Consider the following 22082-nt stretch of genomic DNA (forward strand, 5'->3'; position numbering starts at 1 on the left):
ATGTGTATTGTCGCCATCGCTTGGCAGCTATTTGATGAGTTGCCACTGGTATTGTTATCTAACCGTGACGAGTTTTTGCAGCGTCCAACCGAGCGGTTGCATCAGTGGGCAGACCAGCCCATTTATGCTGGACGTGATAGCCAAAGTGGTGGCACTTGGTTGGGTATTCACCAGCACCAGCATCAAGGCGTTTATGAACAAAACGGACGCTGGGCAGCGGTCCTAAACTTTCGTGACGGCATACAGGCACGAGAAGATGAGCGCTCACGTGGCGAGTTGGTTACTGGCTTTTTGACCAGTGAGCTCAGCCCATTGGCGTTTGCACGGCAGATTGATTTGCAAGACTACGCTGGATTTAACCTGATTGTTGGTGACAGTCAACAAGCGGTCATCGTCAATAACCGTGGTCATGCGCCCACACCATTATATGCCGGGTTACACGTGCTTTCGAATGGTCAGCCAGATGACAGTTGGTTTAAAACAGATAAGCTGCGTGGTCGGCTACGCCAAGAAGTCCTGCCATTGATAAGTGAGGATAATCGTTTGCACTATTGGCAAGATGCGGCTTTTAATGTGCTATCCGACACCAATGCCGCACCAGCAGACAGACTGCCCGACACGGGTATGGGGGCTGATGTGGAGCAAGCGCTATCATCTATCTATATCGAGCCTATCGCTTTTGGGGCTACAGCACAAAGCATGCCCACTTATGGCACACGTACGCAAAGCATTTTAACGTTGCATCATAAAGAAGAGTCAGGAATAAAGGCGCATTTGATTAGCCGTGAGACCAACAATATTGCTCGCAGCAATTAAAGTATTTTGAAAAACTCACATTAGGGCGTGTCTTCATTTTAAGAATGAATATAAAAATAACACAAGCTACAGCCTACGCAAGCTAAGAAGCCGCCACCTCTTTAGGTGATGGGAGTGTGTCAATGTATGCTGAACAGAAAAGTGAGTATAAAAAACGCCCGCTATAATATCTGATGGTTCAGATACTGTAGCGAGCATTTTTTATTTAAGTGAGCGTTTATTCCATCAATAAATGATTGTTTTGCTCGGGGATAATAAGCTCTTGCTTGAGAGGCAGTTCTCGTGCCAGCTCTTGTAGAGCCCGACGGTATACCCCTCGTTTAAAATGAATCACTTGTCCAAGAGGATACCAGTAGCTGACCCATTGCCAGTGATCAAATTCAGGTTTACCCGCATCAAAGCGAATGTGTTGTGTGTTTGGCTCATCTAAGCGTAGCAAAAACCACTTTTGTTTTTGCCCAATACACAGAGGATACTGGCCATGACGCACATAGCGCTTTGGCAGACGATAACGCAGCCAGTCTTGGGTGACTGCCAATAAGTCGACGTGACGAGGATATAACCCGACCTCCTCCCAGAGTTCGCGATACATCGCATCCATTGGTGTCTCCCCGCGGTCGATACCGCCTTGAGGAAACTGCCAAGCGTTGTGACCAACACGTTTCGCCCACAGTACTTGCCCTTGTGTATTTGCCAAGATGATGCCGACATTGGCGCGAAAGCCGTCTGCATCTATCATGACTTACCCTTTTAATTTGTTTAAAAATAGCTTGTCATAAAATATAAAGCAACAGCAGTCATAGTTATTATAAGGTGGCCGTTATCGATACGATTTTAAAACAAGATTCATTACCATTATTAAACCAAGAAACAAGCAAAATGTGTAACTCTATTTTGCTATAAATTGTTTCACAAATATAAATGTTATAAATCAATGGTTTAGAAAGGTGGTTTTAGGCATGGTGAAAAAATGAGAAACGGCTGCATTTGTAATAGCAAGCTGTAGTCGTTTTTGCCTTATGTTACACTAAGAAGAATTTGGTATTATAAAAAGGACAGTAAAATGGCAGAATTAAAAGCAAGTGTGACATGGCAAGAAGACAAAGCCTTTATGGGTGTGGCACCATCAGGTCATAATGTACAGATTGATGCAGATAAAGAAAAAGGCGCAAGCCCTATGGAGCTGATACTGCTGGGGCTTGGTGGCTGTGCCAGCTATGATGTGGTGGCTATTTTACAAAAATCACGGCAAGCGGTGACTGATGTACGCTGCGAGATGACAGCTCAGCGTGCAGAGACGGTACCGGCAGTATATACCGATATTCATATGCATTTTGTCGTGACAGGTTCTGACATCGCTGATAAGCAGGTTGAGCGTGCGATCAGACTGTCGGCAGAAAAATACTGCTCGGCCAGTCGCATGCTTGTAGAAGGCGGGGTCAATGTGACCCATGATTTTGAAGTCATTGCAGGGTAGGGGTTAAGACACTGATGAGTACACTCTTTGGGTTTATTCCTGATACTGCAGCCGCCGCCATTTGGGCGATGTTAGCGGCTAGCATACTACCGTTTGTGTTTGCCATGCTGGCAAAGATGTTTGGTGGTTTCCAGTTAGCAGATAATGCCCATCCTAGAGATGCATTAGCAAGGCTTACAGGCAAAGCGGCTCGAGCCAATGCTGCTCAACAAAACAGCTTTGAGACTCTGCCTGTGTTTTTGGTGGCTGTACTGCTGGCGATGCTGTTTTTTGTGCCCCAGTCGATCATTAATAATTTGGCTTGGTTATATGTCTTTATCCGGATTGGCTATGGCATCGCTTATATTATTAATCTGTCGATATTTCGTTCGATCTTATGGGTGCTTTCCATGGCGTGCTGCTTCATGTTGTTTTATTTGGCGCTGCGCATGAGTACCTAATAGCATAACCGCTCTACTATAGTCGATACTAAATAAGATGGATACGTTATTTAATAATGCGAAACTGGTATAAATATTTCTAGTTGGACTGATTATCCTTACTGTCTTATAAGCTTATCAAGATAGCGTTACGGTATGCTGCAAGGCAGTAATGATCGCTGATTTGTTCTTTTCTCGTTTTACACTCTCCCATAATGACTGTGCCTCGCTATAACCTTTGGTTAGCATGCCAAGCCATTGTTTATAGCGACCGACCAGCACGACATCATTTTTGGCTTGACCTTCCAAAAACTTAATCTGATGCGTCACCAGATCTTGCCAGGGCAGCTCTACTGAACCTTGCTCGGCTGCAGGTTTTTTATTTAAGTCATCAACCTGAACAATCAAATCTGGACGGGTCACTGCACCACGCCCTAGCATCAAATGTTTACAGCCTGACTGAACCATACATTGCTGTGCCTGCTCACTGTTCCATATCTCACCATTAGCAATGACGGGTATATCGAGCGTATTAAAGTGTTGAATCTTATCCCAATAGGCGGGCGGTTTATAGCCTTGGGTTTTGGTGCGAGCATGGATGGTCAACCAATCAGCGCCACTATCAGCAATCGCCTGCCGAATGTCATCTATCCGACTGGTATCGGTATAACCCAAGCGAATCTTTGCTGATACTGGGATATGAGCCGGCACGGCACAGCGCACCTTACTGATAATCTCGTACATGGCGGCGGGTTCATCGAGCAAGACAGAACCACCACGGTGGCTGTTGACGGTCTTGGCAGGACAGCCAAAGTTAATGTCGATAGCAGGGGCGCCAAGCTCACAGGCATAAGCCGCATTTTCTGCCATAAGCTGAGCATCACTACCCAGCAGCTGAATATGAATTGGTGTGCCCGACGCAGTCTTGGCATCATGATGCAGCTCTGGCACATATTTATAAAAGACATGCGCAGGCAGCAGCGTTTGAGTCACCCGTATAAACTCACTGACAGACCAATCATAAGGACGACCTAAGTCCGTTGCGATCTGGGTCAAAATTTGTCTCATGAGAGGATCGGTCAAGCCTTCCATTGGGGCGAGCAGACGCACAGAGTGCGCAAACAGCTGCTGTATATGAGGGTGTTGCCCTAAAAGCTGAGCTTGCTGAGTATCATTATTCATGAGCGGCTAGTTATCATTATAAAGTGGTGTGGCGTAAAGGGTTCGGCAGTAGATAGCAGAGATGTTAAGACCCATAAATCACCTTTTTTCCTGTCTGTAATCCCGATATTAAATCTTGAATGTTATGAATGTCCAAATTAGATTTGGCCCGGGTACAGGCGACATAAAGCAGTCGCAGTTCCTCAGGACTGATCTTAATGCCATTGGTTGTGATGTCGTAATAAAAATCATCATCCAATTGCACTCGGCCCCACTCTAGCCCTTTAGCTTTATGTGCGGTTGAGATAACGTAGTCAGCATTATCGATGCGTGTCAGGCTATTGACGGCTTGGCTCAAAACCTTAGTACCGTGATCATCGACGAGCTTGACCAAGGTTTTGAGGTCGCTACCTTCGGAAGTTTCCGAGTATTCTTGTACATCACCCCAGTTATAAAAATATGCCAGTTCAGGCACGCCATAAGCAGACTTGCCGTTTTTAAGGTTCTCAGCTGCTTGACAGAATTTCAGCATGCGGTCGGTATCCGCCTGCAAGGCAACTCGGTGACCAAGCTTGAGCCCAGTCAAGAGTTGCGCCATTGCGGCGGCATTGGTTCGGCATAGAATGGCGTCTTTTTTACTGTGTACCATGCCTTTTTCGATCGATGATTGCTTATTAGGGTTGCCTTTGAGTGGGACCTCTTCTTGCAATGCTTTTAACAGCGTGTTTGCAACCTCAGCTATTGGCTCACCGAAGCGAAAGGATTGGGTCAATAGGGTCTGTGGTAATGGCAGCTTTTTCATCGCATTGACGGCACCGCGCCACTCGTATATCTGTTGGTGGGCGTCACCCACATATATCACTTGCCTAGATTGCTGAGTCAAAATCCCCATCATTAAAGGGTCAGCGTCTTGCGCTTCATCAAACAAGATAAAGTCGGCAGGAATACTCGGCTTAGATAACGCCCAGAGCTTTAGATAGATATCATGACCGATACCAGCAGGATGACGTGCGTCTATAGATTGCAGCCAGCGCTGCTCAACAGCAGGGTAGAGCATCTCACGCAGCTGCTCTGCGTCTGACTCATCAAGCCAGCTTGGAAACAGCAGATGTCTGGGGGCTGGATAACTGGCATGTGTGCTACAAAAGTTACTGACGGCATCACTGACAAAGCGGGAGAGCCTTGCAGGCGTCAAGGTAATGTATTTATTGACTCCATCCATTTGCCGCCGCACTTGTACAGGCTGTAAGCCTAGGTCGTCTCCAAGACGCTTAGGAGAAAAACGAGGCAATGATAGCTTGGCAGTGATATCACGAGCAACGTGGCGGTAAGCCAACGAATGAAAGGTGCGGCAGTCCACATGAGGCGGGAACTTTGCTCGAGCATCAGTGGCGATGCCTTTATTAAATGCCAAATACAAACCACGTCCACGCAAGCGCTCACCTATCAGCTTTAGCGTGGTGGTTTTACCAGCGCCTGCGTAAGCCACCACTTTAAATGACTTTCGATCCATAGCCATATTGAGCGCATTTAACTGCTCATCGGTGGGATGGCTCATATAAGCTGGCATAGATGCAGACATAAGGAAGCTACCTAAAATAAAAGTGGCGGGGGTAAAAAAAGCCATTGCTTAAACAATGGCCAGTTGTTGCGAATACTCTATTGATGAGTGGTTACGTTATTGGTTGTCTACCAGCGTATCAGAGTCGGGCGCTGTATCTTCTTTAATCAACAGCTTTGCCAAAAACAGACCCAGCTCAAACAACAACCACATCGGAAACGCCAGCATTAACATCGACACACCATCAGGCGGAGTGACTACTGCAGCGATAGCAAAGCAGCCGACTATGATATAGCGCCGTTTGTCTTCTAAGCTTTCAATGGAGACAATTCGGGCCAATATCAATAGCAAGGTAATGACAGGAATCTCGAAGGTCAGCCCAAACACCATAAAGAGCTTTAAGGAAAAGCTCAAATAGCTGTCGATATCGGTCATCGGTAGCACGTTTTGGGGCGCAAACATAATAAAAAATTTCAGCACCCCTTGTAGTACCACAAAGTAGGCAAAGGCAACACCAGTATAAAACAGCACTATCGATGACAATAAGACAGGGACAGCCACTTTCTTTTCTTTCTTGTACAGTCCGGGTGCGACAAATGACCATATTTGGTACAGGATATAAGGCATAGCGATAAAGGCGGCGACGAATATCGTCAAGCGTATGGGCGCCATAAAGTTTGAGGTGATATCCGTCGCTATCATGGTCGAGTTGGCAGGCAGCTGTGCGACCAGCGGGTCAGACAAAAAGTCATAAAGCTCGCGTGAAAACCCAACTAACGCTAAAAATATGACCAAAACGGCAGCAAATATTTTAATCAAATGAGCACGTAACTCAATTAAATGCTCAGTAATCGGCATATCTGCCAGCGAGTTGGATTTGTTATCACCGTCAGGGATATTGTTCATACTGGCGACTTTTTCTTGTCGGCTTTTTTTCCACTTAAACAAACTCACTTATCCACCTCATTAGCTGCGGCATGGCCACTTTGAGCGTGGTGATTTGAAGCATTTGCTTGAGTATACAATAAAATATCAGCCTGATAGTTGGGTAAATACGGTGCTGGCGGCAGACGACGGGCTTTGTCATAGCTGCCCAGTCGAAACCACATGTTTTCCCAAGGTTTGGTGACAATATTAGTAACAGTGGGGGATGCAGGTGCCGCCGAGTCATCAAAGGTGGTTTTGGCTTGAGTAGGATCGATGGCAGCACCATTTTCATCTAGTTGTAGGTGCTCATTGTCGTCAGTCGTAGATGGTGCTGCAGAGCTGGCGTGGCTTTGGTAATCATAAGAAAACTCTGCAGGGGTTTGCTTAGTGAGGTTGGGCGTTGCGGCCGAAGGTTCTTGCCTATCAGCGTTTTGCTCGCCTTGGCTGGTAGTGGAGCCAGACTGAAACATGGTATTTAAGCTTTGGTTTTGTGACTGCTCAAATTCGTGCATGCTACCACGCATCTCAGCCATTTCACGTTTCATTTCTGCTTCAGTTTCACGGATTTTGGCAATCTCGTCTTGCATTTGCTGGCGAGTTTCAGCCAAATCGAGCTCAGCTTCTATTTCAGACTGTAGCGTAGATACCATACGGCGCATTTTAGCGTACCACTGTCCAGCTGTACGAGCCGCCTGTGGCATTTTTTCTGGCCCCAGTACGATCAAAGCGATAACGCCGAACAAGAGTAATTCGGAAAACCCGATATCAAACATAATTGTCCAATATATTTATTAGTAAGCCATTCAACAGCGTGTTGGCCACGCAGCGCTATCTATACTTGATGCTTGTCATCAGCCTTATTACTGCTATGGGTTTTGGTATCTTTGGTCGGCGTATCGGCATCATGGTCTAACACACGATGCTTACGAGCATGCTCTGTCTCTTCGTCTTTGACAGCGTCTTTAAAACCTTTAACAGCACCGCCTAAGTCCTTGCCAGCATTTTTAAGCTTGGAAGTACCAAACACGATAACCACCACAACCAATAAAATTAGCCAATGAGTAATGGAAAAACTGCCCATAACGGTATCCTTATGTCTTAGTTTCAATACATCTACATGAATGCTTTTATTTTATAGGGTATTGATCTATTACACAAAAAAATAAAAAATATAGACGTAGGATGCGAAGTTAAAAAGACTGACATTATAACCTGCCCTTGTGACAAAAAGGTGAAAGTGATCATAATCAAACACAGTAAGTGCTTATTTTACGATGTCGCACGCAAGGTTTACCACGCCACTTATTCTCGAGCTGCCTTTTCGTCGATACCTGAGAGTCCAAAGCGCCGACCAAGCTCATTGAGCACCGCTTCTGACTCTATGTCAAACCATGCCAGGCCAACCAAGGTATGGAACCAGACATCGGCCACCTCATAGATCAGCTCATGACGCGCTTCATCATAGTGTGTTTTATCGGTGTTTTCATCACAATTGGCAAAGTCTTTGGCCGCAATGATGCTTTCTGTGCTTTCTTCGCCAACTTTTTCTAATATCTTATTGAGACCTTTGGCGTATAGACTGGCGACGTAGGAGCTGTCAGCATCGGCTTGCTTGCGCTCTGCTAGCACCTGATCCAGCTGGGAGAGGACAGTTGTACTGTAAGCATCAGAGCCAGAGTCATCCTGATTGCTTTGCAGCTGGTCTTTAATAGTGGAAGATGTATCAAAATCAGAGTTGCCAGTGCTATGAGCAGAGTTATAAATATCGGCAGGGTCTTTTAGTACGGCATCGACTGTTTGCCAGCTGGGCTCTTGACCTGATAAGTCCAAACGCTGATAAAAGCAAGACTGCCGCCCCGTATGACAGGCAATACCGCCCATTTGAGTCACGCTCAGGACAATCACGTCAGTATCACAGTCGATGCGGATATCATGGACTTGCTGGGTATGGCCTGATGATTCTCCTTTATGCCAAAGTTTGTTGCGTGAGCGGGAAAAATAAACAGCAGTCTGTGTTTTTGCTGTCAATTGTAATGCCTCAGCATTCATCCAAGCCATCATGAGGATGCGTCCAGAGTGGTGGTCTTGTGCAATTGCAGGAATCAGCCCATCGGTATTAAAGTTTACAGCAGCTAGCCAAGCAGGAACGGTCATAATTTGTCATCTTAGTAAAGGTGAAATGAGAGAGAAGAGATAAGAAGATAATACCTATAAAGAGAATAAGATAGCAATCACAAGCGGTTTTTTAGCGTGTGCAGGTTGGATGACATTAGGCTAGGGCAGGAGTTGCGTGTTGTACATGGTAAGTATGACAGTTTTTTAGCGCTATTTTCTTAGAGTTATAAGTAGCGCTACTGGAGGCATTAGATTGAGCAGTTATCCACCTAATGCCTCTTTAATACGTTTGTTCAATGCTACGATCTTATTTAAACGATAATCATAGAGATTGAGCTGTAAACGTGCTTTTGCGACCGATGTACCATCATACATACGAGTGACTTTGATGGCGATATCAACCTCATCATCAGTCAGCTGCTCTACCCCTAACTCAAATAATAAGTCTTCGCGTGCTCCTACACGATTGACAACCTCCAATTGTGAGTTGGTCACTGTCAATATCTGAAAGTCTGCGTTGACATCTTTAATGCCTTTAGAGTATAAAAACCTTATCTCTGCTTCTGTTAACAGTGCTGTTAAAGATTCTAACGTTAAATGCTGACTGATATCAATCTCATTATTACGTACACGCATCACAGTTTCAAAGACAAATAGTCCATCGTCAAAATCTAGCTCTTGAGCTTTCAATTTTCTCTCCTCCACTTTGTGGTTTGGCTGTTTGCACTCAGGTTGTTTTCAATAAAACATAGCTCAGACACACATTCAATCAATTTGGGGATGAGCGGTCGTATAACATATTTGATTGTTTTAAATGCCTATAATTATCTATTATGGACTGACGGCTGAGTGTTTTCGAGATAGAGGATAATTATATTCGGATTAACGGCTTTAGTATATAGATTAAGAGCTAAGCATGGTTGTTAATCTGTGTTTTGTCTCAGGGTTTATGAGAAAATAGCTACAAATGCTTACTGAATCGCTTAGCAGCAAAAAACAAAAGTTGTAGCAACTCAACATGGTTGCTCAGTCTCAACATTAACAGTAGCGTAAAACTTTGCTTGGCAATACTGGCGTACTTCTGCTAGAATAGCGCCTCCCACCTCGAGGCAAGTAGTTCATTAGTTTGAATTTTATACTTGACGACCAGGTTCTACTTTATCTGTCAGCTTGACTGTTACTTTTTGTAGCGTAAGGATGACAACAAAGACAAAGAGGCAAGTCATCATGAAAGTTAAGATGAAAACCAGAAGCGGTGCCGCTAAACGCTTCAAAAAAACAGCAAACGGCTTCAAGCGTAAGCAAGCGTTCAAGAGCCATATCTTGACCAAGAAATCACCTAAGCGTATTCGTCAGTTACGTGGCCTGAAGATGGTACACAAGTCTGACGAAGCAGCAGTTCGTCGTATGTGCCCATACATCTAATGGCGTAACGTCATCTTTTTTTATAAAGATCTTTGACTTCGCAAGCTGATAAAGATGTCTATTGTTTTTGACATCATCATTCGATTTATAGTGATTAACAAAATCTTGGAGTAATTTATGGCCCGTGTAAAACGTGGTGTACAGGCAAATCGCCGTCACAAAAAAATCTTAAAGCGTGCAAAAGGCTACTACGGTGCCCGTTCACGTGTTTATCGTGTAGCCGTTCAGGCAGTCACTAAAGCAGGTCAGTATGCTTATCGTGACCGTCGCAACAAAAAACGTACTTTCCGTCGTCTTTGGATCGCTCGTATTAATGCCGGTGCACGTTTAAATGGTTTAAGCTATAGCCGCTTTATTAATGGTCTAAAGAAAGCCAACATCGAAATCGATCGTCGTGTTCTAGCTGACATCGCTATGCATGATGCTGCTACTTTTGGCGTATTGGTCGAAAAAGCAAAAGCGGAATTGGCCTAAATATTAGTCGCTCTTCCACCACTCAAGCGTACTTTTTTCTTGAGATTTAGAAGAGCTGAATTAATATTTATTAATAGCAGCTATATTAATAAAAGCTACCGCACGTCGGTGGCTTTTTTTATGTGGTTTATTTTGAATCACCTTATGTATTGATTTTTGATACGTAATGCGACAGCTCTAATATTTGAATAATCAACGAACTTTAATCTGACCTGTCAGCAAGACAGGCTAGGTAAATCGTTTGCAATATTTGGTCAAATCCTTACAATTAATACTCTGTTTAAATCTGGAATGATGCGTCTTATGACTACCCCTGCTGCTACCAATGATTTGTCGGTATTACCGACCCTATCCTCAGAGCTCAGTGAGTTGAGTGAAGCCCAGCTAAACGACTTTGCTAGCGCTGCTGAAAGCTTAGTGCGCCAAGTGACCGATGCTCAAGCGTTACAAAGCTTGCGCGTACAGCTAACGGGCAAAAAGAGCTCGCTAACTGGCTGGTCGAAGCAAATGGGTAAGCTTAGTGCTGATGATAAAAAGACCTACGGTGGTTGGTTGCACGGGGTGCGTAGCCGCATTCAAGACGCTTTGACTGAGCAACAACAGCAGCTAGAAATAGCAGCGCTAAATGCAAAGCTCGAAAGTGAGCGTATAGATGTGACTTTGCCTGCTCGTGGGGGACAAAAAGGACACTTACATCCAGTGACGATGGTGACGCAGCGTATGCAGCAGTACTTTGTGCAAGCAGGTTTTAATGTCGCTACTGGTCCTGAAGTTGAGAGTGACTACTATAATTTTGAAGCGCTCAACATTCCATCCCATCATCCAGCACGTGCTATGCATGATACGTTTTATTTTGATGCACATTATCTATTACGCACGCACACCAGTCCTGTGCAAATCCGCACGATGGAAAAAAATGCGCCACCAATTCGTATTATCTGTCCAGGTCGTGTCTATCGCAATGATTCGGACCAGACTCACTCACCGATGTTCCATCAGCTAGAAGGACTGATGGTCACTGAATCGAGCACCTTTGCTGAATTAAAAGGTCTGATTAGTGAGTTTTTAGAAGCGTTTTTTGCTAAAACTCTGACAGTACGCTTTCGTCCCTCATTTTTTCCGTTTACCGAGCCATCCGCTGAAGTTGATATTTTAGATGATAATGGCAAATGGCTTGAGGTCATGGGCTGCGGTATGGTACATCCACAAGTGCTGACCAACTGCGGTATTGATGCTAGCAAATACACTGGCTTTGCGTTTGGGATGGGTATTGAGCGCTTTGCAATGCTGTATTATGGCATCGATGATTTGCGACTGTTCTTTCAAAACGATGTGCGCTTTTTAAAGCAGTTTGGCTAGCTTACTGTTATCCATTATTTAAGATATTTATTATAAAAATTTGACCCGAGATATTTATGAAAATTAGCGAACAATGGCTACGTCAATGGGTGAACCCCAACAACACCAGTGAGCAATTGGCCGAACAGTTGACCATGGCAGGTTTAGAGGTTGATGACCGTTTTGCGGTGGCACGCAGCTTTAGTGGTGTGGTCGTCGGTGAGGTCATCAGTGTCGAGCAGCATCCAGATGCTGATAAGCTACGTGTGACTCAAGTAAATATTGGTGCGGCTGAACCTCTCCAGATTGTATGCGGTGCTCCTAACGTCTATGTCGGTATGAAAGCACCCGTGGCTACCGTCGGTGCAGTCTTGCCTGCTGATGATAAAGCTGGATTTAAGATCAAGAAAAGTAAGCTACGTGGTGTGGCTTCTCATGGTATGCTCTGTGGCGCCTCAGAGATCGACCTGGTTGACGATATCGATGGTCTACTTGAGCTGCCAGCAGACGCACCGGTTGGTACAGATATTCGTGACTATTTAGGCCTAGACAATCAAATACTAGACATCTCTATTACGCCAAACCGTGGCGATTGCTTTAGTGTGCGTGGTATTGCCCGTGAGATATCAGTCATCAATGACTTGCCGATGCAGCAACCAGACATAGCGACTAATGTTGCCAGCGACAAAAGCAGCACACCAACAGTCACTGTTAGTGCCGTTGAGGCTTGTCCCCGCTACTTGTTACAGTCGATCAGCAATATAGATCGTAATATCGATACGCCAAAGTGGATGGCGGATGCCTTGGTCCAGTCTGGGCTACGCTCACACAACTTCTTAGTCGATGTGACCAACTATATATTGATGGAATTGGGTCAGCCATTACATGCCTTTGATGCTGATACCATCGAAGGTGATATCGTGGTACGTTTGGCTCAGCCACAAGAAACCATCACTTTGCTCAATGAACAAACGATTACTTTAACGGGTGATGAGCTGGTTATTGCCGATGATAAAGGTGCACTGGCGCTTGCTGGAATTATGGGCGGTAAGCGCAGTAGTGTCACCGACAGCACCACCAACATCCTGTTAGAGAGTGCTTTTTTTAACCCACTTGCTATTGCGGCACGTGCCCGTCGTTTCGGTCTGCACACCGATGCTTCACAGCGTTTTGAGCGTGGCGTAGACTTTGAATTACCAGCACTGGCATTAGCTCGAGCTCGTGACTTGATTACTGGTGTGACAGGCTCACAAGCAGGGCAAGTCATAAAAGTTGAGAACCAAGATAGTTTGCCAACTCGTGCACCGATTACTCTGCCTATCAGCAAGGTCGGGGAGGTTATCGGTATTGAGATTGAGCCAGCAGTTATGGTGCGTATCTTAACCCAACTGGGCTTTGAGGTTGAGCAACAAGCCGATAGCCTGATCTGTACGCCGCCATCTTATCGCTTTGATATGAGTATTCCTGAAGACTTAATTGAAGAGATCGCTCGTATTTATGGTTATGATAATATCCCTAGCGTCTTACCACACTTACAAGTCAGCATGGATTATGACGATACAGCAGACTTGACTCATGAGATGAAGCTTGCGTTGGTCAATATTGGCTATATGGAAGCGATCAGTTTTAGCTTTAGTGATGCAAAGCTAGAAGCTTTACTCGATGATGAGGCACTAGGAGAAGTACTAAAACTTGCCAATCCTATCTCTAGTGATCTAGCAGTTATGCGCCGGACCTTGTTATCAAGCTTATTACCTTGTGTACAGTACAACCTCAATCGACAGCAAGCACGTGTGCGCTTTTTTGAGACAGGTCTTAGCTTTGTCGGTCAGAGTATCAAAGATTTGGTACAGACACCAAGCATTGCTATAGTCGCAGTTGGGGATGTTTGGGATGAGCAGGCCTACCAAAACCGTGCAGTAGATTTTTATGATCTAAAGCACGATGTCGAGCAGCTCTTACCTGCACAAGTTGCTGATGCGCGTATTCGCTACGAGCGTAGCGACCTTGCTTTTTTGCATCCTGGTCAAAGTGCCAAGCTATATATTGATGATCAGTATGTTGGTTGGCTGGGGCAGCTGCACCCAACGACCGCCAAGCAGTTAGACCTGCCTACCACTTGGGTAGCGCAGCTGTCACTTGCTCCGCTAATTCACCTAGCACGTGAACAGCATGACATCATCACACCGAGTAAATTCCCGCAAGTGCGCCGTGATATCGCTATCTTAGTGGACAGCGATATTAGCCTACAAACTCTACAAGAGACGATACGTACGGCAGCTGGTGAGCTCCTGACTGATGTATGGCTGTTTGACGTTTATCAAGGCGATAAGGTTCCAACAGGTCAGCGCTCTCTTGCGTTTGCACTGATATGGCAAGACAGTACGCAAACCCTATCGGACGAAGCGGTGAAGGCTGTGACTGATAAGGTAGTGCAAGCATTGAAGACGCAGCATGCTGCCCAATTGCGTGACAGTTAGTTGAGCCTTCGTCTGCTCCTTTGAGCAAAACAGCTAAACGCTTATTTATAAAGGGTTTTATTTAAACGTCTATTAAAAACGCAACAAAACCCTTTATAATAACCCTACTTGATCTATAGGCTAATCATCTCGTTAGTCGATTATAGTATTAACGTAATATTGCCACTCTATTGTTTTATCATACTAAAAGCAGTGGAATGGCAATGACATTACAGCAGTCGTAACATATAAACTGCTATACCCAGCATCACGACATAGCATAGGAGTCGTACTGTGAGCACCTTAACCAAGTCTGACATGATCGAGCATTTGATGAGTCGACTTAATCTAACACGACAAGATAGCCGCTGTCTGGTTGAAAACTTTTTTGATGAGTTATCAGAAAGCTTAATCGAAGGTAAAGAGGTCAAGCTTTCAGGATTTGGTAACTTTGAGCTGAAAGATAAGAACAGCCGCCCAGGCCGTAACCCAAAAACAGGGGAACCGGTGGCAGTTTCTGCTCGGCGTGTGGTGACCTTCAAAACGGGCCAAAAGTTTCGTCAAAAAGTTGAAGAGCGTTTGTTTAGTGACTAGATGACTTTATACGTGAGCTCATTGAGTCGGTTGTTTCTAGTGGGATTTTACTTAGCGTATGCCAGCAAAGCGTTCTGTATAAATATATAAACCCTATTATAGGGTCTATAAGAGACAAGTTAAGACAAATAAAAAAGAGAGCCGTTAAGCTCTCTTTTTTTATACAGTATAAGTTTATTGCATGAGCAATAAAAATTACTGAACAGGCTCTTCTTCAACAACTACAGTATCGGCTTCAGTGACAGCTGTATCAGTTTCGCTCGCCACGTCCATGCTAGTCGTTGCTTCACCGTCGACAGGCACTTCAGCATCCATCTCGTCAGTGGCAGTAGCAGCTTGTGCTTCAGCGATGTCCGCCTCTGCAGCTTCTACAGCTTCTACAGCGTCAGCAGAAACAACTTCGCCTTCAGCAGCAGCAGCTTCGTTTAACTCTTCTTGTGCGTCTTGTACTTCTTCTTGTGCGTCAGATAAGTCTTCCGCAGCGTTTTCAGTGCTGCTATCGCAAGCAACTAAACCCATAGAAGCAGTCATAATACCGGCAAGAGCAAGTGTTCTAAGTTTCATAGTATATTCTCCAGAAAATGAAATGATCAGTAACTTATCTTGAAGGCTAGGTATTCCAAATGTCTTAGAATATCAACAGGCCTCAATCACAGCTACTCAGCTTGCACGCATTCTATATGTTTTCTTTTTGAATAGGAAGAGGGATGTACAATTAAGTAACAATAAAACAGTAAACAAACTTTGCAGATTTCATTTTGCTATAAGTTTTTATACAACTTAAGCAATGGTCTTGCGTATAATCAATGACAGTATCGTTGAACGATAGACTAACGCCTAAACTCTAGAGTGGGTAGTGTGCTATGGTAATGATAACAAACATGATAATCAATATTATTTAAAAAATAAGGTATCATTATGATTATAAAGAGAAATATAAATGTTACTAATATACTCTATATAGCTTCAGATACAACTCAAGCTTATTAATTTGATAGCGAGTTATTTTAATCATAAAAAATGGTTATCTATAGATGGGCAAATGGATTTGTATAATGTAACAAAAATTAATGAGAACTATTACGATATTATTTTTTTATAATCAAATGTATCGTTAACCTTTATTAAACTCATTGAAATAAATCACTATAGTTAAAAACCAAATTGAAAACCTAGATTGAACAAATGAGGAAGACACGATGAAATGGCGCGGTAGAAGAGGGAGCTCCAACGTACGTACCAGTAGCGGTGGTGGTAAAATGATCGGTGGTGGTATCGGCGGTATCATTATTGCCGGTATTTTATGGTTGGTATTTGGCGTTAACCCCATGACGGCCTTACAAACAGGACAAGTCGTGACAGGCGGCAGTAGCAGTACCTCAACTGAACCTGCGACAAGTGACGATCGTGATACTCAGTTTGTAAAGGTTGTACTGGCTGATACAGAAGAGGTATGGCAGCAAATATTTAATGAAGGGGGACAAACCTATAAAGATCCTTCGTTAGTTCTGTTTAATGGCCAAGTCACCTCAGCTTGTGGTAGTGCGACTTCTGCAACAGGGCCTTTTTATTGTCCAGGTGATCAAACAATTTATCTTGACACTTCGTTTTTTTCTGAGATGCGCCAAAACCTCGGCATTACCGCAGATAGGCAAGGCTCTGGTGATATAGAGAATCAAGGTAGGGCGGGTGACTTTGCACAAGCTTATGTTATTTCGCATGAAGTAGGCCACCATGTACAGACGTTACTAGGTATCACACAACAAGTGAATGAAGCCAGTCGCCAAGTAAGCAAAGTACAAGCCAATAAGCTGTCGGTATTACAAGAGTTGCAAGCAGACTGTTTTGCAGGAGTATGGGCAAACCGTAATCAGCAACGTGTGCAGTTTTTGGAGCCAGGGGATATAGATGAAGCCCTTAATGCTGCCAGTCAAATTGGTGATGACCGTTTGGCGCGTGCAAGTGGCGGTGCAGTAGTACCTGATAATTTTACGCATGGTACCAGTCAGCAGCGGGTCAATTGGTTTACCCGTGGTCTTAATAGTGGCAATGTCCAGTCTTGTGATACTTTTAGTGGCGCACTATGAGTAAGCTCTACGATAGCCAGTATTGGCTAAACGGTAGATAAACAAAAGGCCTGCAATCTAATTGCAGGCCTTTTGCATTAACGCTTACGTGTTATGTGTAAATACAGACAAAAGCTTAAAGTCGAGCAACTTAGTTGTTTTTACTATTGTCAAGGATATAAGCACCAGCACCACCAACAGCAGCACCAGCTAGCGCACCACGGGCGATGTCTTTGCTGTTGCCACCACTTCTAATAAGGGCACCAGCAGCAGCACCAGCAGCCGTACCTTTTGCGGTATTGCTAAGGCCAGTATTATAACCATAGCCACCAGTCGAGTTACAACCTGTCATAATAAGAGCAGAGCTTGCAATAGCAGTCATTGCAAAAGTTTTAGCAAATTTCATGTCATCACCTTTAAATTATCTGGTTTATCTTAAAATATTCTATTAGCACTGAGTTTAGAAAAAGCGCTAAGCATTAGACTAAAAACATTGACTATAAATCCAACATAGCATACATATATTGTTTCATTCAATAATGAATGGGTAATTTAGCTTTAGCAAATTTGGAAACTTTATATCATATAAATAACGTTGGTTTTTGACGTATTTTCATACTAAGCTTAAGAGTACCCTATTCCATATTACCAGTGGTAGTAGAAACGCTAAGCTTTGCAATGGCTTGTAAAGGATGTTTCTCTGCTGTTTCTTTTGCAGTCAATTGGTTGGTTCAGGCCTTGGTACTCTTGTGTTTAGAGTGATAATAAGCTAACGGTTTTAGCTGGTCTTAAATAATAAAAAAGACCGCATCACAGCGATCTTTTTAACGATAAAATAAATGGCTGATACGCCTTAGCTTTGTGACTTACGTTTCATTTGTTCAAAGAACTCATCATTGGTTTTGGCTTCTTTGAGACGATCGAGCAAAAACTCAGTCGCCTGAACGCCATCCATAGGTTGTAGTAGCTTACGCAAAATCCACACCTTACGCAAAGTATCTTCATCTAGTAGACGCTCTTCACGGCGGGTACCGGATTTTTTGATATTAATTGCAGGGAAGACACGTTTTTCTGCCAAGTCACGCTCAAGGGTAATCTCTTGGTTACCAGTACCTTTAAATTCTTCAAAAATCACGCTGTCCATCTTGCTACCAGTATCGATAAGTGCCGTTGAGATAATGGTCAAACTGCCACCTTCTTCAACATTACGTGCCGCACCAAAAAAGCGCTTTGGACGCTCTAACGCATTGGCATCAAGACCACCGGTCAACACTTTACCAGAAGACGGAATGACGGTGTTATAAGCGCGGGCCAGACGAGTGATAGAGTCAAGTAAAATAACCACATCTTGTTTATGTTCAACCAAGCGTTTGGCTTTTTCGATCACCATATCCGCAACCTGTACATGACGCTGCGGTGGCTCATCAAAGGTAGAGGCAACCACTTCGCCACGAACAGTGCGTTCCATTTCGGTCACTTCTTCTGGACGCTCATCAATCAATAGAACGATGAGGTAGCATTCAGGGTTGTTGCGAGTAATCGACTGGGCGATAGATTGAAGCAAGACCGTTTTACCCGCTTTTGGCGGTGCCACGATGATAGAGCGCTGACCTTTACCAATAGGAGCAATCAAGTCGATAATACGGCCGGTCAAGTCCTCAGTAGTCCCATTGCCAAGCTCAAGCTTGAGCTGCTCAGTTGGAAATAAAGGGGTTAGGTTTTCAAAGATAAGCTTATGACGTGAGCGATCTGGCGTATCAAAGTTGATTTCACCGACCTTCAATAGCGCAAAGTAGCGCTCAGAATCTTTTGGTGGTCGAATGGTGCCAGCGATACTGTCACCAGTCTTTAGGCTAAAGCGTCTGATCTGGCTGGGACTGACATAAATGTCGTCAGGGCCTGCAAGGTATGAGCCTTCAGATGAGCGTAAAAAACCAAAGCCATCGGGTAGCACCTCAAGGACACCATCACCATAAATGGCTTCACCGTTACGGGCATGGGTTTTTAGGATCGCAAAGATAATGTCTTGTTTACGGCTACGAGCCATATTATCAAGACCCATTTGTTTGGCGATAGCCAACAGCTCGGCAACAGATTTTTTCTTTAATTCAGTTAAGTTCATAGATAGGTCATTGGCAATTTATCGGGCGAGAGATGCTATTAGCAGCACAACCTATGACAGTGATTAAATAACGATAGTGTATCGATAGGATGTGTGCGCAGAGTTGAGTCATATCTAGCATATGTTTTTATGCATCAGATTATCATCGACTGCTCAGTGTATTAGCAGGATGACAAAAAATGAAGATAATAAAGATGGCTACATAAGAGCTTACGATAAGAACTCAGTATCAGTAATAGTGTTTATTAGTTTTTTCAAAATTAACAATTGTGTTTTGTATTGATAAACACGGGGAGAATAGCGACAAGACGCTTAGGAAAACGGTTATGTTTCTCTTGTCAGCAGACTATACGGTTTTCACGCCAGACTTGTCAATAATTATTAAGAAAAAAGTTGCATAATTCAGTTTTTTACTGAAATAATCATAAAAAAGCCATCATCCTGTACAGATAATGGCCAATTTGACGCTTTTCGTACCCTTAGTGGGTGCTGCCTTTGCTACTTAGAAGTTTGACACTCACTATAAATGGCTTATAGATGCTTGTCCAAAACTTTAGCCAGCTCAGCTTTTGGCTGTAGCCCCATCACTGAGTCGACTTTTTCACCATCTTTGAATACGAACAGGGTTGGAATGTTGCGAATACCAAAACGACTCGCCGCTTGTGGGTTATTATCCACATCTACTTTAACAATCTTAACTTTGTCTTGGTAGTCGGTGGCTAAATCTTCTAGAATAGGCGCAATAGCCTTACAAGGACCACACCAAGCAGCCCAAAAGTCTACTAAAACAGGCACATCTGACTGTAAGACATCTTGGTCAAAGTTAGCATCGGTGGTATTTACAATAAGGTCTGACATAGTATTTCTCTCTTATTCTCGTGTTGTATGATTTTCTGCAAGTCGTTGATGGGCAATTAAGCTCAAACATGCAATGCTTTTAATACTCAATAACTTGCAACCAAAAAAGTCAAGTATAGGTAAAAATATGTCATTATATTACCATGTTTACCGAAGGTTGGTAGTCGCTAACCAGTTAAAATGTTTAACAATTGATATAAGTACAATAAATCGCAACATGAAGTCACAATAGTCGTCAAAAAGAAGCAGCTAAGCAAAAAGGTGGTCAATCATACTGACACTGTTGAAGAGATGAACGCTTTGGTAGCGCTCTGTCACTCTTAACCCAGCCATTCTTATTTGCTTCAACTGACTCTCAATGTAAGTTTTAATCCATTAATATAAGTAGTGTATTGTTATGCCCATTACCGATGAGATCATGAGTGAACTCAATCAACAAGAAGCCACGTATCCCGCCCGTTTTTTTCAAGACTTCGCACAAGCAATTACCGTATACGAGGATGATGATATTTGGGTCGTTGATAAGCCTGCTGGGCTGTTAAGTGTTGATGGTAAGACGCTAAAGGTCAGCTTGCTCGCACGACTTGAGCGTGCCAATCCAAAGGTCAAGCTTATCCATCGCTTAGATATGGATACCTCTGGACTGCTTATATTTGCCAAAAATGCAGCCGCCCAAAGCAATATCAGTAAGCAGTTCATCGAGCGCTTACCACAAAAAACATACCAAGCACGGGTTTTTGGTCAATGGGAGACGCTAGGGGCGACGGGTAAAATATCAGTGCCTGTGCGTTATGAGCCGACCACCAAGCCACGCCATATCGTTGATCACGATTGGAAAAAAAACGCCCTTACACTATATGAAGTATTGGGTTATGAAGACTGCCATGGACAAACAGTGACACGTGTGGCGCTTAAACCTGTCACTGGGCGTAGTCATCAGCTACGCGTCCATATGCTACATGTAGGCCATGTGATCATTGGCGATCCTATCTATGCTGAAGGCGCCGCACTAGAGATATCACCACGACTGAATCTGCATGCGCAGCAACTCAGACTGAAGCACCCAACATTGGGTGCGTGGATGGACTGGGAGAGTCCAGTACCGTTTTAGTCGCTAGCCCCTTAAAAGACGTTTGTATTTCCAATAAGGGGTGAGGCTTTACTGCTGATGGATGAAGTCAGCGACCTGTTTGCTTAGGATTTGCCACAAGGTTTCTTGAGCGCTCTTGCTGCCCCAAGCATTATGTGGGCTAAAGATAACCCGAGGGTGGTCTTTGAGGGTGAGCAAGGGGTCATCAGCCACGATAGGCTCTTGCTCAAAGACATCGCTAGCGTAGCCAAGAATTTGTTCGTTATGGACCGCCTCAGCTAAAGCTTGACTGTCGACGATACCGCCACGGGCGACGTTAACAAGTAATGGCTGTTTCGTCATTTTGGCCAGCGTATCTTGATTGATAAGGTGCTGGGTTTGCTCGGTCAATGGACAATGTAGGCTGATCACGTCTGATTGGGCAAGTACCTCGTCAAATGCGGTGTAGTCCTCATTACGTGGCTCTCGTCCTTGATGGTCTGCCCAAAGAACTGTCATACCAAAGGCTTGAGCGATTTCAGTGACCCTTTTACCAATAGTGCCAACACCAATAATGCCGAGAGTTTTGTCTTCTAAATCTATCAGCGGAATATCCAGCAAGCAGAAGTTACCATCACTGTGCCAGCTGCCATCAACGACTTTATTATGATAATACAGTCCTGCCCGCATGGCGTTGAGCATGAGTAAAAAAGTATGTTCAGGCACGCTTTTTACTGCATAACCTGCGACATTATAAAGAGTGACGCCATGTTTGTCGCAGGCCTCTTGGTCGACATTATCCATCCCTGTCGCTGTTAATTGAATGAGCTTCAGGTTAGGTAGACGACTGATGACCTCGGCTGTGATTTTTACTTTGTTGGCAATGATAATCTCAGCGTCTTTGCAGCGTGCTATGATGATCTCTGGATCTGAAACCGTGTCGTCATAGGTGATATAGTCCGTGATACCGGTAGGCGCGGGCAAGTCTACGCCTTCTGAAAATGTGCCTCTATCTAAAAAAACAGCTTGCATATTTGTTCCCTATTGTTTTGTATGACTAATGCGTTATCAATGTAGCATGCTTTGCTGAAAAACAAAAAATAAGCGAAGGCTAATATAGAAGGTAGAGGAGGTGGCTTTGGCCATATAGAAACAGAGTGAGCTTTTTATCAATACCCAATGTGAGCGTTCAATATGCTCT

23 protein-coding genes are annotated in these 22082 nt (G+C 44.0%); 10 read left to right on the plus strand and 13 right to left on the minus strand.

Annotated features, from left to right (window positions below; genetic code table 11):
• Positions 1 to 816 (plus strand): NRDE family protein, encoded by an 816-nt coding sequence (locus J3492_RS05615; RefSeq protein WP_207990755.1) that lies wholly within the window; start codon positions 1 to 3, stop codon positions 814 to 816.
• A 217-nt stretch (positions 817 to 1033) separates the two neighbouring features.
• Here the strand turns inward: J3492_RS05615 and J3492_RS05620 are convergent, their stop codons facing one another.
• A complete protein-coding gene (locus J3492_RS05620; protein ID WP_207990757.1) occupies positions 1034 to 1555 on the minus strand; it encodes an RNA pyrophosphohydrolase in 522 nt (173 codons plus the stop codon).
• Positions 1556 to 1879: 324 nt separating this feature from the next.
• Here J3492_RS05620 and J3492_RS05625 point away from each other — a divergent pair, with 324 nt between their 5' ends.
• Both J3492_RS05625 and J3492_RS05630 read left to right on the plus strand, forming a co-directional pair.
• Entirely contained in the window at positions 1880 to 2293 is a 414-nt protein-coding gene (locus J3492_RS05625; RefSeq protein ID WP_207990759.1) for an OsmC family protein, read from the plus strand.
• Between the two features lie 14 nt (positions 2294 to 2307).
• The gene (locus tag J3492_RS05630; protein WP_207990761.1) at positions 2308 to 2733 is read left to right on the plus strand and encodes an MAPEG family protein; all 426 of its coding nucleotides are present in this window, start codon (positions 2308 to 2310) and stop codon (positions 2731 to 2733) included.
• 117 nt (positions 2734 to 2850) lie between these two features.
• Here J3492_RS05630 and J3492_RS05635 read toward each other — a convergent pair whose 3' ends face one another.
• The 7 genes from J3492_RS05635 to J3492_RS05665 form a co-directional block, all read right to left on the minus strand.
• The gene (locus J3492_RS05635; protein ID WP_207990763.1) at positions 2851 to 3894 is read right to left on the minus strand and encodes a tRNA dihydrouridine synthase; all 1044 of its coding nucleotides are present in this window, start codon (positions 3892 to 3894) and stop codon (positions 2851 to 2853) included.
• Between the two features lie 64 nt (positions 3895 to 3958).
• Positions 3959 to 5455, minus strand: coding sequence for a UvrD-helicase domain-containing protein (locus J3492_RS05640; RefSeq protein ID WP_207990765.1), 1497 nt, complete (start codon positions 5453 to 5455; stop codon positions 3959 to 3961).
• A 96-nt stretch (positions 5456 to 5551) separates the two neighbouring features.
• Positions 5552 to 6292 carry a twin-arginine translocase subunit TatC gene (gene tatC, locus J3492_RS05645; protein WP_424108389.1) on the minus strand — a complete coding sequence of 247 codons (741 nt, stop codon included), beginning with the start codon at positions 6290 to 6292 and terminating at the stop codon, positions 5552 to 5554.
• 92 nt (positions 6293 to 6384) lie between these two features.
• Complete coding sequence (gene tatB, locus J3492_RS05650; protein ID WP_207990769.1) at positions 6385 to 7134, minus strand: Sec-independent protein translocase protein TatB; 750 nt, start codon at positions 7132 to 7134, stop codon at positions 6385 to 6387.
• Positions 7135 to 7193: 59 nt separating this feature from the next.
• On the minus strand, positions 7194 to 7442 hold the full coding sequence (gene tatA, locus J3492_RS05655) for a Sec-independent protein translocase subunit TatA (RefSeq protein WP_207990771.1): 249 nt from the start codon (positions 7440 to 7442) through the stop codon (positions 7194 to 7196).
• A 221-nt stretch (positions 7443 to 7663) separates the two neighbouring features.
• Positions 7664 to 8515 (minus strand): bifunctional phosphoribosyl-AMP cyclohydrolase/phosphoribosyl-ATP diphosphatase HisIE, encoded by an 852-nt coding sequence (gene hisIE / locus J3492_RS05660; protein WP_207990773.1) that lies wholly within the window; start codon positions 8513 to 8515, stop codon positions 7664 to 7666.
• A 222-nt stretch (positions 8516 to 8737) separates the two neighbouring features.
• Entirely contained in the window at positions 8738 to 9166 is a 429-nt protein-coding gene (locus J3492_RS05665) for an acyl-CoA thioesterase family protein (RefSeq protein WP_207990775.1), read from the minus strand.
• A gap of 537 nt (positions 9167 to 9703) precedes the next feature.
• Here J3492_RS05665 and rpmI point away from each other — a divergent pair.
• From rpmI to J3492_RS05690, 5 genes are all read left to right on the plus strand, one after another.
• Positions 9704 to 9901, plus strand: coding sequence for a 50S ribosomal protein L35 (gene rpmI, locus J3492_RS05670; protein ID WP_207990777.1), 198 nt, complete (start codon positions 9704 to 9706; stop codon positions 9899 to 9901).
• Positions 9902 to 10018: 117 nt separating this feature from the next.
• Positions 10019 to 10375 (plus strand): 50S ribosomal protein L20, encoded by a 357-nt coding sequence (gene rplT, locus J3492_RS05675; RefSeq protein WP_207990779.1) that lies wholly within the window; start codon positions 10019 to 10021, stop codon positions 10373 to 10375.
• A 303-nt stretch (positions 10376 to 10678) separates the two neighbouring features.
• Positions 10679 to 11734, plus strand: a complete 1056-nt coding sequence (pheS, locus tag J3492_RS05680; RefSeq protein ID WP_207990781.1) for a phenylalanine--tRNA ligase subunit alpha — start codon at positions 10679 to 10681, stop codon at positions 11732 to 11734.
• Between the two features lie 56 nt (positions 11735 to 11790).
• Positions 11791 to 14193, plus strand: a complete 2403-nt coding sequence (gene pheT / locus J3492_RS05685) for a phenylalanine--tRNA ligase subunit beta (RefSeq protein WP_207990783.1) — start codon at positions 11791 to 11793, stop codon at positions 14191 to 14193.
• 273 nt (positions 14194 to 14466) lie between these two features.
• Positions 14467 to 14766 (plus strand): integration host factor subunit alpha, encoded by a 300-nt coding sequence (locus tag J3492_RS05690; RefSeq protein WP_207990785.1) that lies wholly within the window; start codon positions 14467 to 14469, stop codon positions 14764 to 14766.
• Between the two features lie 195 nt (positions 14767 to 14961).
• On the opposite strand, the gene J3492_RS05695 is transcribed toward J3492_RS05690, so the two are convergent.
• Positions 14962 to 15330, minus strand: a complete 369-nt coding sequence (locus J3492_RS05695) for a hypothetical protein (protein ID WP_207990787.1) — start codon at positions 15328 to 15330, stop codon at positions 14962 to 14964.
• A gap of 635 nt (positions 15331 to 15965) precedes the next feature.
• On the opposite strand from J3492_RS05695, the gene ypfJ reads away from it, so the two are divergent.
• A complete protein-coding gene (gene ypfJ / locus J3492_RS05700; RefSeq protein WP_207990789.1) occupies positions 15966 to 16853 on the plus strand; it encodes a KPN_02809 family neutral zinc metallopeptidase in 888 nt (295 codons plus the stop codon).
• A 130-nt stretch (positions 16854 to 16983) separates the two neighbouring features.
• Here ypfJ and J3492_RS05705 read toward each other — a convergent pair whose 3' ends face one another.
• The 3 genes from J3492_RS05705 to trxA form a co-directional block, all read right to left on the minus strand.
• Entirely contained in the window at positions 16984 to 17238 is a 255-nt protein-coding gene (locus J3492_RS05705; protein ID WP_207990791.1) for a hypothetical protein, read from the minus strand.
• A 447-nt stretch (positions 17239 to 17685) separates the two neighbouring features.
• Complete coding sequence (rho, locus tag J3492_RS05710) at positions 17686 to 18954, minus strand: transcription termination factor Rho (RefSeq protein WP_207990794.1); 1269 nt, start codon at positions 18952 to 18954, stop codon at positions 17686 to 17688.
• Positions 18955 to 19485: 531 nt separating this feature from the next.
• A complete protein-coding gene (gene trxA, locus J3492_RS05715) occupies positions 19486 to 19812 on the minus strand; it encodes a thioredoxin (protein ID WP_207990796.1) in 327 nt (108 codons plus the stop codon).
• A 397-nt stretch (positions 19813 to 20209) separates the two neighbouring features.
• Here trxA and J3492_RS05720 point away from each other — a divergent pair, with 397 nt between their 5' ends.
• Entirely contained in the window at positions 20210 to 20923 is a 714-nt protein-coding gene (locus tag J3492_RS05720; RefSeq protein ID WP_207990798.1) for an RluA family pseudouridine synthase, read from the plus strand.
• A gap of 48 nt (positions 20924 to 20971) precedes the next feature.
• Here J3492_RS05720 and J3492_RS05725 read toward each other — a convergent pair whose 3' ends face one another.
• The gene (locus J3492_RS05725; protein ID WP_207990800.1) at positions 20972 to 21913 is read right to left on the minus strand and encodes a D-2-hydroxyacid dehydrogenase; all 942 of its coding nucleotides are present in this window, start codon (positions 21911 to 21913) and stop codon (positions 20972 to 20974) included.
• Positions 21914 to 22082 lie beyond the last annotated feature (169 nt).

The sequence above is a fragment of the Psychrobacter coccoides genome (assembly GCF_017498085.1).
GTDB classification, from domain to species: domain Bacteria; phylum Pseudomonadota; class Gammaproteobacteria; order Pseudomonadales; family Moraxellaceae; genus Psychrobacter; species Psychrobacter coccoides.

Coding starts and splice junctions, on each gene's coding strand:
- J3492_RS05615 (WP_207990755.1), top strand. CDS start 1: ATGTGTATTGTCGCCATCGCTTGGCAGCTATTTGATGAGTTGCCACTG.
- J3492_RS05620 (WP_207990757.1), bottom strand. CDS start 1,555: ATGATAGATGCAGACGGCTTTCGCGCCAATGTCGGCATCATCTTGGCA.
- J3492_RS05625 (WP_207990759.1), top strand. CDS start 1,880: ATGGCAGAATTAAAAGCAAGTGTGACATGGCAAGAAGACAAAGCCTTT.
- J3492_RS05630 (WP_207990761.1), top strand. CDS start 2,308: ATGAGTACACTCTTTGGGTTTATTCCTGATACTGCAGCCGCCGCCATT.
- J3492_RS05635 (WP_207990763.1), bottom strand. CDS start 3,894: ATGAATAATGATACTCAGCAAGCTCAGCTTTTAGGGCAACACCCTCAT.
- J3492_RS05640 (WP_207990765.1), bottom strand. CDS start 5,455: ATGTCTGCATCTATGCCAGCTTATATGAGCCATCCCACCGATGAGCAG.
- tatC (WP_424108389.1), bottom strand. CDS start 6,292: ATGCCGATTACTGAGCATTTAATTGAGTTACGTGCTCATTTGATTAAA.
- tatB (WP_207990769.1), bottom strand. CDS start 7,134: ATGTTTGATATCGGGTTTTCCGAATTACTCTTGTTCGGCGTTATCGCT.
- tatA (WP_207990771.1), bottom strand. CDS start 7,442: ATGGGCAGTTTTTCCATTACTCATTGGCTAATTTTATTGGTTGTGGTG.
- hisIE (WP_207990773.1), bottom strand. CDS start 8,515: ATGACCGTTCCTGCTTGGCTAGCTGCTGTAAACTTTAATACCGATGGG.
- rpmI (WP_207990777.1), top strand. CDS start 9,704: ATGAAAGTTAAGATGAAAACCAGAAGCGGTGCCGCTAAACGCTTCAAA.
- rplT (WP_207990779.1), top strand. CDS start 10,019: ATGGCCCGTGTAAAACGTGGTGTACAGGCAAATCGCCGTCACAAAAAA.
- pheS (WP_207990781.1), top strand. CDS start 10,679: ATGACTACCCCTGCTGCTACCAATGATTTGTCGGTATTACCGACCCTA.
- pheT (WP_207990783.1), top strand. CDS start 11,791: ATGAAAATTAGCGAACAATGGCTACGTCAATGGGTGAACCCCAACAAC.
- J3492_RS05695 (WP_207990787.1), bottom strand. CDS start 15,330: ATGAAACTTAGAACACTTGCTCTTGCCGGTATTATGACTGCTTCTATG.
- ypfJ (WP_207990789.1), top strand. CDS start 15,966: ATGAAATGGCGCGGTAGAAGAGGGAGCTCCAACGTACGTACCAGTAGC.
- J3492_RS05705 (WP_207990791.1), bottom strand. CDS start 17,238: ATGAAATTTGCTAAAACTTTTGCAATGACTGCTATTGCAAGCTCTGCT.
- rho (WP_207990794.1), bottom strand. CDS start 18,954: ATGAACTTAACTGAATTAAAGAAAAAATCTGTTGCCGAGCTGTTGGCT.
- trxA (WP_207990796.1), bottom strand. CDS start 19,812: ATGTCAGACCTTATTGTAAATACCACCGATGCTAACTTTGACCAAGAT.
- J3492_RS05720 (WP_207990798.1), top strand. CDS start 20,210: ATGCCCATTACCGATGAGATCATGAGTGAACTCAATCAACAAGAAGCC.
- J3492_RS05725 (WP_207990800.1), bottom strand. CDS start 21,913: ATGCAAGCTGTTTTTTTAGATAGAGGCACATTTTCAGAAGGCGTAGAC.